At 71.2% G+C, this 8962-nt stretch carries 9 protein-coding genes; 3 read left to right on the top strand and 6 right to left on the bottom strand.

Annotated features, from left to right (window positions below):
• Positions 1-602 (bottom strand): nitrate- and nitrite sensing domain-containing protein (locus KN815_RS42610; RefSeq protein ID WP_216347134.1); only part of this gene is annotated, 602 nt, incomplete at its 3' end.
• A gap of 389 nt (positions 603-991) precedes the next feature.
• Between KN815_RS42610 and KN815_RS42605 the strand changes: the two genes are divergently transcribed.
• Positions 992-1762, top strand: coding sequence for a hypothetical protein (locus KN815_RS42605; protein WP_216347133.1), 771 nt, complete (start codon positions 992-994; stop codon positions 1760-1762).
• 108 nt (positions 1763-1870) lie between these two features.
• Here KN815_RS42605 and KN815_RS42600 read toward each other — a convergent pair whose 3' ends face one another.
• The gene (locus KN815_RS42600) at positions 1871-2440 is read right to left on the bottom strand and encodes a MarR family winged helix-turn-helix transcriptional regulator (protein ID WP_216347132.1); all 570 of its coding nucleotides are present in this window, start codon (positions 2438-2440) and stop codon (positions 1871-1873) included.
• A 207-nt stretch (positions 2441-2647) separates the two neighbouring features.
• Between KN815_RS42600 and KN815_RS42595 the strand changes: the two genes are divergently transcribed.
• Positions 2648-3496 (top strand): lysozyme, encoded by an 849-nt coding sequence (locus KN815_RS42595; RefSeq protein WP_216347131.1) that lies wholly within the window; start codon positions 2648-2650, stop codon positions 3494-3496.
• 44 nt (positions 3497-3540) lie between these two features.
• Positions 3541-4026 (top strand): TetR/AcrR family transcriptional regulator, encoded by a 486-nt coding sequence (locus KN815_RS42590; protein WP_253209596.1) that lies wholly within the window; start codon positions 3541-3543, stop codon positions 4024-4026.
• Positions 4027-4197: 171 nt separating this feature from the next.
• Here KN815_RS42590 and KN815_RS42585 read toward each other — a convergent pair whose 3' ends face one another.
• From KN815_RS42585 to KN815_RS42570, 4 genes are all read right to left on the bottom strand, one after another.
• Positions 4198-4803, bottom strand: a complete 606-nt coding sequence (locus KN815_RS42585) for a short chain dehydrogenase (RefSeq protein WP_216347130.1) — start codon at positions 4801-4803, stop codon at positions 4198-4200.
• Between the two features lie 68 nt (positions 4804-4871).
• A complete protein-coding gene (locus tag KN815_RS42580) occupies positions 4872-5435 on the bottom strand; it encodes a Uma2 family endonuclease (protein ID WP_253209595.1) in 564 nt (187 codons plus the stop codon).
• Between the two features lie 136 nt (positions 5436-5571).
• On the bottom strand, positions 5572-7992 hold the full coding sequence (lon, locus tag KN815_RS42575) for an endopeptidase La (protein ID WP_216347129.1): 2421 nt from the start codon (positions 7990-7992) through the stop codon (positions 5572-5574).
• A 74-nt stretch (positions 7993-8066) separates the two neighbouring features.
• Positions 8067-8962, bottom strand: an 896-nt coding sequence (locus tag KN815_RS42570) for a rhomboid-like protein (RefSeq protein ID WP_253209594.1), incomplete at its 5' end; no start/stop codon positions are given.

Below are 8962 nucleotides of genomic sequence, written 5' to 3'. Positions count from 1 at the left end.
GTGGCGGACGCCTCCTCGACCGCGCGGCCGAGCGGGGCCAGCGCGGCGGTGGCGCCGGACTCGGCGCCGGCGGGGAGCCGGCGGGCCAGGGTGTCGGTGATCCCGTTCAGCGCCTGGACGGTCCGGGTGTACGAGGTGAAGACGTCGAGGGCCGAGCCCTTGCCGGTCAGCGCCTGCTGCCGCACTTCGGGCAGGGCGTCCAGGAGCCGCCGGACCGAGGCCGGGACCTGCCCCCGCACCTCCCGGACGCGGCGGTCGACCCGGGACCGCGTCTCCTCGGAGACCCCGTGGCCGGAGGCGGTGGTGCGCCCGTCGGCGACGTACCGCGTCATGGCGTCGCGCTCGTCGGCGAGGGCGTGGGCGAGGGTCACCGCGCCGCGGTTGGTCTCCGCGAGGTCGACGAGCCGCTGGGCGTCGGTGGTGTCATCGAGGGCGAGCAGGACGGCGGGAGCCCCGGCCCCGAGGACGGCGACGGAGACGAGGGCGACCGACGTGGTCAGCCGACGACGGACGCGTGCGGTGTGCCGTCGCGGCGCCGCCTCGTCCTGACGTGGCTCGCTTACCGCATCGCGCGTGGTGCCCCGAAGCCGCTTCTTCCGCACCGGTGCTCACAATCCATTCTCGCCCGACCGCTCTGTGAACCAGAGGTGACGACGGATCAACAATTGTGTTTCCCCACCTCTGGTAGGGATTCCGACCCTTTCAGGACGGGTCTGGGGCGGGCATGCATCACCCACCCGGCCACCCGAACGAGTGAACCGCATTGGGTAGTTGACCACCAACTTTGGCTCGCGGCCATACCCTCCCGCCACCTTACGCGGATTGGTAAAGACCTCACCGCCCTGACAAGATGCCCACCCGCAGCTTCCCAGAAGTGTCAATCCCTCCCCAATCAGGCAGCCGGGAAACCGGCGCGAGATTTGGTACGGACCAACACCCGGCCAGGTCACCACGGCGGCGGTGGTCAACGGCGGTCCGGCAGACTGAGGGAATGCGCATCGAACTCGCGACCGCCCCCGGCGATCAGCAATATCCCAACGAGGACTACGCATCGATAGCCCTTCCGGCCTCGGGGAGCGGCGGCGCGCTGGTGGTCCTGGACGGGGTGACCCCGCCCGCGGGCGACGACGGATGCGTACACAGCGTGAGCTGGTTCACCGCGCGACTCGGCGGATCGCTGCTCGAACTGTCCGGTTCGCGACGGGATATGCCCCTGACACAGTGCCTCTCCGGGGCGATCGCCCGAACCGCCGCATCACATAGTTCAACGTGTGACCTTTCTCACCATCTCACTCCGCAGGCAACCGCCGTCGCGGCGCGCTGGGACGCCGAGCGGATCGAGTATCTGGTGCTCTCCGACTCCGTGTTGCTCATCGAGTCGGCCCATGGCGGAGTGACTCCGGTACTGGACGACCGGATCGACCGGCTGCGGGCCGAGGGCAAGCGGCTCGCCCCGCTGCGCAACGCGGAGGGCGGCTTCTTCACCGCCGCCGCCGACCCCGCGGTCTCCGACAAGGCCGTCACCGGGGAGTTCCCGCGCGGCGAGGTACGGGCGCTGGCGGCGCTCACCGACGGGGCGACCCGCTGGGTGGAGCGGTTCGGCGAGGGCGACTGGGCCGACTGCTTCGCGCTGCTGCGCAAGGAGGGCCCGCAGGCGCTGATCGACCGGGTGCGGGCGATCGAGCACGCCGATCCGGACGGTACGGCGTTTCCGCGGGGCAAGACCCACGACGACGCGGCCGTGGTCTTCGTGGAGCCCTGACCGGCGGGGACGCCCCCGCCGGGCTGCCGGGTTGGTCGGGGTAGCGCGGTTGCCACGTCCGCGTCGCCGGATGCGCGGGGGTCGCCGATCCTGGCGGGTATGAGCGCCCTACTCCCGCGCCGCCCGCGCCGCCTGACCGGAATCCCCGGCCTCCTGCGCCGCCCGCGCCGCCTGACCGGGGTCCTCGGCCTCCTGCTCCGCGTTCAACCGGTGCAGCAGTCTGGCGAGTTCGGCGACCTCGTTGCGCTCCCACGCGGCGAGGCGGCGGGCGTACCGCGCCCGCCGGGCGACCCGTACGGCGCTGAAGCGGCTGCGGCCCTCCTCGGTCAACTCCACCAGGAAGGCCCGGCCGTCCGCCGGATCGGGCGTCCGCGTCACCAGGCCGAGCCCCTCAAGGGCGCGGAGCTGACGGCTCATCGTGGCCTTTCCGACGCCCACGAAGCCCGCGAGGTCGGTGGCGCGCTGCGGACCCGCGTCCTCCAGCCGCATCAGCAGCCCATAGGCGGCGGATTCGAGCTCCGGGTGGACCTCCCGGGCCAATTCCCCCGAAGCGGCACGGGCCCTGCGGAGGAAAACCGCCAATTCGCGCTCCAGAGCCAGGAATGCATGGTCCACACCAATGCCGCCCACGGTGCCACCCGCGCCCTGCTCGGGTGGCAATGCCCCGTTGTTGTGCACGTCAGAGCCCTCTCCGGGTTTTCACTTCGTGAAAGTTTCTACCACGCGCGGTTGTTACCGCAGCTCCACCAGTATTTCGCAGGATTAGACCAACGGCATCACACCCTTCCCCTTCCGTCGACCTATCTACGCCCGTAGCGTCGCTCCTGACATGGTCATACCAATCGGACGTCCTTCTCCCCCCACCGAGGCTTCGGAGGCAACGCCATGCTCGTGCACAGACCTGGTTCGGCCCGACGCGCCCTCAGCGCGCTGATCGGAATCCTCGCCGCTCTCCTCGCCATGACCATCGCACTGCCCGGTGCGGCGTTCGCCGCGCAGGGCCGGGGCGACAAGGCCATCCCCCACCCCGAGGACGACTGGGCGGGGTCGCAGATACTCAAGCACGAGGGCGGATCCACGGCCGGCGAGGCGCCCACGGGGCTGCTCGCCACCGTCGAGGGCGTGGACGTCAGCAGCCATCAGGGCAATGTCAACTGGGCGACGCTGTGGAGCAGCGGGGTCCGGTTCGCCTACGTCAAGGCCACCGAGGGCACGAGCTACACCAATCCGAACTTCGCCCAGCAGTACAACGGCTCATACAACGTCGGCATGATCCGCGGCGCGTACCACTTCGCCCTGCCGAACAACTCGACCGGCGCCGCACAGGCCAACTACTTCGTGGACCACGGCGGCGGCTGGACCAAGGACGGCAAGACACTGCCGGGCGCGCTCGACATGGAGTACAACCCCTACGGCGCGAGCTGCTACGGGCTGAGCGCCAGCGCGATGGTCAACTGGATCAAGTCGTTCAACAGCACCTACAAGGCGCGCACCGGCCGCGACCCGGTGATCTACACCTCCACGAGCTGGTGGAAGAGCTGCACGGGCAACTCCGCCGCCTTCGGTGGCGTCAACCCCCTGTGGATTCCGCGCTACGGCTCGTCCGTCGGCGAGCTTCCGGCGGGCTGGGGCTTCCACACCATCTGGCAGTACACCTCGTCCGGCCCGACGGTCGGCGACCACAACAAGTTCAACGGCGCCATGGACCGGCTCCAGGCGCTCGCCAACGGCTGAGCCCGCGCCTCCTCACCCCCCACATCCGGCGCGTCCGCCCTCCGGTGTACGGACAGGTCTGTCTGCACGCTGGAGGGCGTCGGTCGTCCTACGGCCAAGCCAAGGACGATCTGGTCCTCGCCTATCTGCACCGGTCGGACCAGCACTGGCGCGGGTCGCTGCGGCAGGCCGCCGAGGCGGCGGGCGCCGATCCCCGGGACCGTCTCGTCGGAGTCTTCGACGCACTGATCGCGACGACCGAGCGGGACGGCTTCCGTGGCTGCGCGTTCACCAGGACCGCGGGCGAGACCGAGCCGGGCACCGCCACGCACGCCGTGACCGCCGAGCACAAGCGCGCCGTACGGGCCTGGCTGACCGAGCTGGCCCGGGAGGCCGGGGCCGCCGACCCCGAGCGGCTCGGCCTCCAGATCTCCGTGCTCGTGGACGGGACGATGGCCGCGGCGGCGCTGGAGCCGAGGCCGGAGTGCGCGGAGGCGGCCCAGGAGGCGGCGCGGTCGCTGGTCGCGGAGGCGTGCCCGGCGCGGGTGTAGCGCTCGCGGCCTTCGTACGCGGCGTCCGGCTCTCGTACGTACGCGAAGGGCCCGGCCGCACCTCATGGGTGGACGCTCCACCTCATGGGTGCGGCCGGGCCCTTTAACGCATCCCGGTGATCTGCCAGACAGACCTGTCTGGCTGCCAACGGATCCGGCCCCGGGCCCGGGTCAGCCGCGGCCGGGCACGATCACCCGCCCCTGCGCCGCCCCCTCGACGACCTGCGCATACGCCTGGGCCACGGTTTCCACCGGGGTCCCCTCGGCGGGGTCCATGCCCAGCTTCTCCAGGGTTTCCCGCACCCATCCGGGGCAGATCGCGTTCACCCGCAGCCCGCGCTCCATCTCGGTCGCGGCGGCCCGGACGAAGGCGTCGAGCCCCGCGTTCACCAGCGCGCCGAAGGCACCGCCAGGGGTGGGCTTCTCGAAGACCCCACTGGTGAGGGTGATGGACCCGCCGTCGCGAAGGTGGTGGAGGGCCCGGCGCACGAGGGCGACCTGGCCCACCAGCTTGGCGTCCAGACCGGTGGTGAACTCCTCGTCCGAGGCGTCCCCGCCGAGCGGGGTCAGCGCACCGGAGGCGGCGCAGCAGACGACGGCGTCGATGTCCTGGACGGTCGCGAAGAGGTGGTCGAGGGTGGCGAGGTCGGCCATATCGACGCGCACGGCGCCGGCGGCGCTGGTGCGGGAGGCCCGTACAACCTCATGCCGGCCTTCGAGGGCGTCCGCCACGGCACGCCCGATGGTTCCTGTCGCTCCGATCACGATGACCTTCATGCGGCTCAGCGTGCCGGAGCGCGGGGCGCGCCGCCTGGCCCTGTGAGAACCAGGCAGCGGGGGGCGGGTCAGTCGCGGGGGAACTCGTCGGTCTTGAGCGTCAGGTCGACGACGGTGTTCGTCAGGTCGAGTTTGGTGCCGAAGGGCACCGTCAGCGTGGTGAGGTAGTCGCCGTCCTTCGGCTGGGTGAAGAGGTGGCACTGGCCGGTATACGGGTCGGCGATCAAATAGACGGGGACCTCGGCGGTCGCGTACGCCGCCTTCTTCGGGCCGTAGTCGTTTGCCGCAGTGCCTTTCGAGATCACCTCAGCGACGAACTCGACATCCTGCCAACGCCGGAGCCCCTTGGAGTTCCTGGTCGCGCACTTTGCGACCGCCGTCACGTCGGTCGCGAAGCCGTTGAGGCCGCCGGGATAGTCGACACGGACGTCGGACAACAGGCACTTGAGCGGGTATCGCTCTTTGAGTTGCCCAACGATGTTGATCGTGATGTCCCAGTGGGTGTCACGCTGTGGCCACATGACGACTACACCATCGACAATCTCCGTCTTGTATCCCTCAGGGACCTGACTCCGCTCCAACCAATCGAACAAGTAATCAAGTTGATCGGTTTGCGTGAGTTCAATCGTCACCGCGCGTTTCCTCCCCGCCGCACACCGAACGCACGCGGCCGGTCAGTCCAACGATACGCACGGCCGACAGGTCACGCGCGGCCCGGAATCCCGTTCGATACGGGATCCCGGGCCACTGCGCCACCGGCAGCGTCCGTCACGCCGCTGCCGGAACCTCGGGGGTCGCCGCCGCGCGGGCGGGCTCGAGGGCCAGCTCCAGGACTCGGCGGACATCCGAGACCGGGTGGACGTCGAGCTTGTCCAGGACCTCGGCGGGGACGTCGTCCAGGTCGGGCTCGTTGCGCTTGGGGATGATCACGGTGGTCACCCCGGCCCGGTGCGCCGCCAGCAGCTTCTGCTTGACGCCGCCGATGGGCAGCACCCGCCCGGTCAGGGAGACCTCGCCCGTCATCGCCACGTCCGGGCGCACCTGGCGGCCGGAGAGCAGCGAGGCCAGGGCGGTGGTCATGGTGACGCCCGCGCTCGGGCCGTCCTTGGGGACCGCGCCCGCCGGGACGTGGAGGTGGACGCCGCGCTCCTTCAGGTCGCCGACCGGCAGCTCCAGTTCCGCGCCGCGGGAACGCAGGAAGGAGAGCGCGATCTGGGCGGACTCCTTCATGACGTCGCCGAGCTGACCGGTGAGGTTCAGCCCCGCGCCGCCGGTCTCCGGGTCGGCCAGCGACGCCTCCACGAACAGCACGTCACCGCCCGCGCCCGTGACCGCGAGCCCGGTCGCCACACCGGGGACGGCGGTGCGGCGCTCGGCCGGGTCCTGGGCGGACTCGGGGGTGTGGTGCGGCCGGCCGATCAGCGGGCGCAGCTCCGCCACATCGACGGTGAAGGGGAGTTCGCGCTCGCCGAGCTCGTGCTGGGCCGCGACCTTGCGCAGCAGCCGGGCGATGGAGCGCTCCAGGGTCCGTACGCCCGCCTCGCGGGTGTACTCGCCCGCCAGCTTGCGCAGCGCCTCGTCCGCCACCGTGACCTCGCCCGGCTCCAGACCGGCCCGCTCCAACTGCCGGGGCAGCAGGTGGTCACGGGCGATGGTGACCTTCTCGTCCTCGGTGTAGCCGTCCAGGCGCACCAGCTCCATGCGGTCCAGGAGGGCTTCCGGGATGGCCTCCAGGACGTTGGCGGTGACGAGGAAGACCACGTCGCTCAGGTCGAGTTCGACCTCCAGGTAGTGGTCGCGGAAGGTGTGGTTCTGGGCCGGGTCCAGGACCTCCAGCAGGGCCGCGGCCGGGTCGCCGCGGAAGTCGGAGCCCACCTTGTCGATCTCGTCCAGGAGGACGACGGGGTTCATGGAGCCCGCCTCCTTGATGGCCCGGACGACGCGGCCGGGCAGCGCGCCCACGTAGGTGCGCCGGTGGCCGCGGATCTCCGCCTCGTCGCGGACGCCGCCGAGCGCGACCCGGACGAACTTGCGCCCCATCGCGCGGGCGACGCTCTCGCCCAGGCTGGTCTTGCCGACGCCGGGCGGGCCCACCAGGGCGAGCACCGCGCCGCCGCGGCGGCCGCCGACGACACCCAGGCCCCGGTCGGCGCGGCGCTTGCGCACCGCCAGGTACTCGGTGATCCGCTCCTTGACGTCCTCCAGGCCCGCGTGGTCGGCGTCGAGCACGGCCTTGGCGCCCTGGATGTCGTACGCGTCCTCGGTGCGCTCGTTCCAGGGCAGCTCCAGGACGGTGTCCAGCCAGGTGCGGATCCAACTGCCCTCGGGGCTCTGGTCGCTGGACCGCTCCAGCTTGTCGACCTCCTTGAGGGCCGCCTCGCGCACCTTCTCCGGCAGCTCGGCGGACTCGACCCGGGCCCGGTAGTCACCGGACTCGTCCTCAGGGTCGCCGTTCAGCTCGGCGAGCTCCTTACGGACGGCTTCGAGCTGGCGCCGCAGCAGGAATTCGCGCTGCTGCTTGTCGACGCCCTCCTGGACGTCCTTGGCGATCGACTCGGCGACGTCCTGCTCGGCGAGGTGGTCGCTCAGCCAGGTGACGGCGAGCTTCAGCCGGGCGACCGGGTCGGTGGTCTCCAGCAGCTCGACGCGCTGGGCCACGCTCAGGAAGGGCGAGTAGCCGGAGTTGTCGGCGAGCTGCGCGACATCGTCGATCTGCTCCACCCGGTCCACGACCTGCCAGGCGCCGCGCTTGCGCAGCCAGCTCGTGGCCAGCGCCTTGTATTCCTTGATCAGTTCGGTGACGGCACCGGGCAGCGGGTCGGGCACGATCTCCTCGACCGTGGTCCCCTCCACCCACAGGGCCGCCCCGGGCCCGGTGGTCCCGGCCCCGATGCGGACGCGGCGCACACCGCGGATCAGCGCGCCGGGGTCGCCGTCGGAGAGCCGGCCCACCTGCTCGATGGTGCCGAGCGTGCCGATGCCCGCGTAGGTGCCGTCGACGCGCGGCACCAGCAGCACCCTCGGCTTGCCGCTGCCGCTCCCACTGGAGCGTGCGGCGGCCTGGGCGGCCTCCACCGCGGCGCGTACCTCGGTATCGGAAAGGTCCAGCGGTACCACCATGCCGGGCAGCACGACCTCGTCGTCCAGAGGCAGTACGGGCAGGGTGAGCGGTGTGGACAGCGAAGCCATGATCTCCCCTTCGGCAGGCAACTTGAGTCGGTGAGACTCAAATAATCAATGCCCACTCAATGCACGGAGGGGCCTCAAGTGTTCCCGGACGCTCGTTCGCTGTGAGCGAAGCCGCCCTCGGCGGCGTCGCCGCTCTTCGAGGACGGCCGCCACCTGGCGTTTCGCCGGACATACCGCCAGCAGACGGCGCCGATCAGCAGGGCGAGCCCATGCCCCCACTCGGTGAGCGGATCGAAGTCGACAAGGCTTCCAGCGACGAGCGCGAGGCCGATTCCGCCGAGCAGCGCCCAGCGCGGCCGGGGCATCAGCAGCCCGGCGAGCGCGGCGGCGCAGGCGATCAGGCCATAGCTGACCCCGTAGTCGAGGCGGCGCAGCGAGCTGACCGGGAGATGCCCGACGGCGACGGAGGCGGCCACCGGAAGCTCGGTGAGCAGCGTCGCCAGCACATGGCCCAGCAGGAACACCCCGGCGGTCCGCACCCCGCCGACGCGCCGCTCCAGCGCGCCGAGCACCAGGGGGAAGACGACCAGGTAGGGGGAGGTGATCCCGCCCACCGCCCACAACGCGCTGACCAGCAGGGTCAGCAGCGGGCGCTGGGAGAGGTGGGACACATCGGTGCTGGAGTCCGCGAGCAGATCGTGCACGGTGCCGGGGTCGCCGAGACGGGCGTAGAGCCCGGTGCCGATGAGGACGAGCGTGTAGCCGAGGGTGAACGGCACGCGGATGAGCGTGCGCGGCAGCCTGGTGAGGAGCGGCGGGTTGCCGAGGCGCGGCAGCGCGCCCGGGCCCACCACGGTGGCAGCCGTAAGGCGCTCGCCACCCGCGGCGGTGACCGTAAGGCGTTCACGACCTGCGGCGGTGACCGTAAGGCGCTCGCCACCCGCGGCGGCGACCGTAAGGCGTTCACGACCTGCGGCGGTGACCGTAAGGCGCTCGCCACCCGCGGCGGTGACCGTAAGGCGCTCACGAC

This window comes from Streptomyces niphimycinicus (assembly GCF_018883605.1).
GTDB lineage: Bacteria > Actinomycetota > Actinomycetes > Streptomycetales > Streptomycetaceae > Streptomyces > Streptomyces niphimycinicus.
Note: the sequence above shows the minus strand (reverse complement) of the source record. Positions and strands in the feature narration are given on the sequence as shown.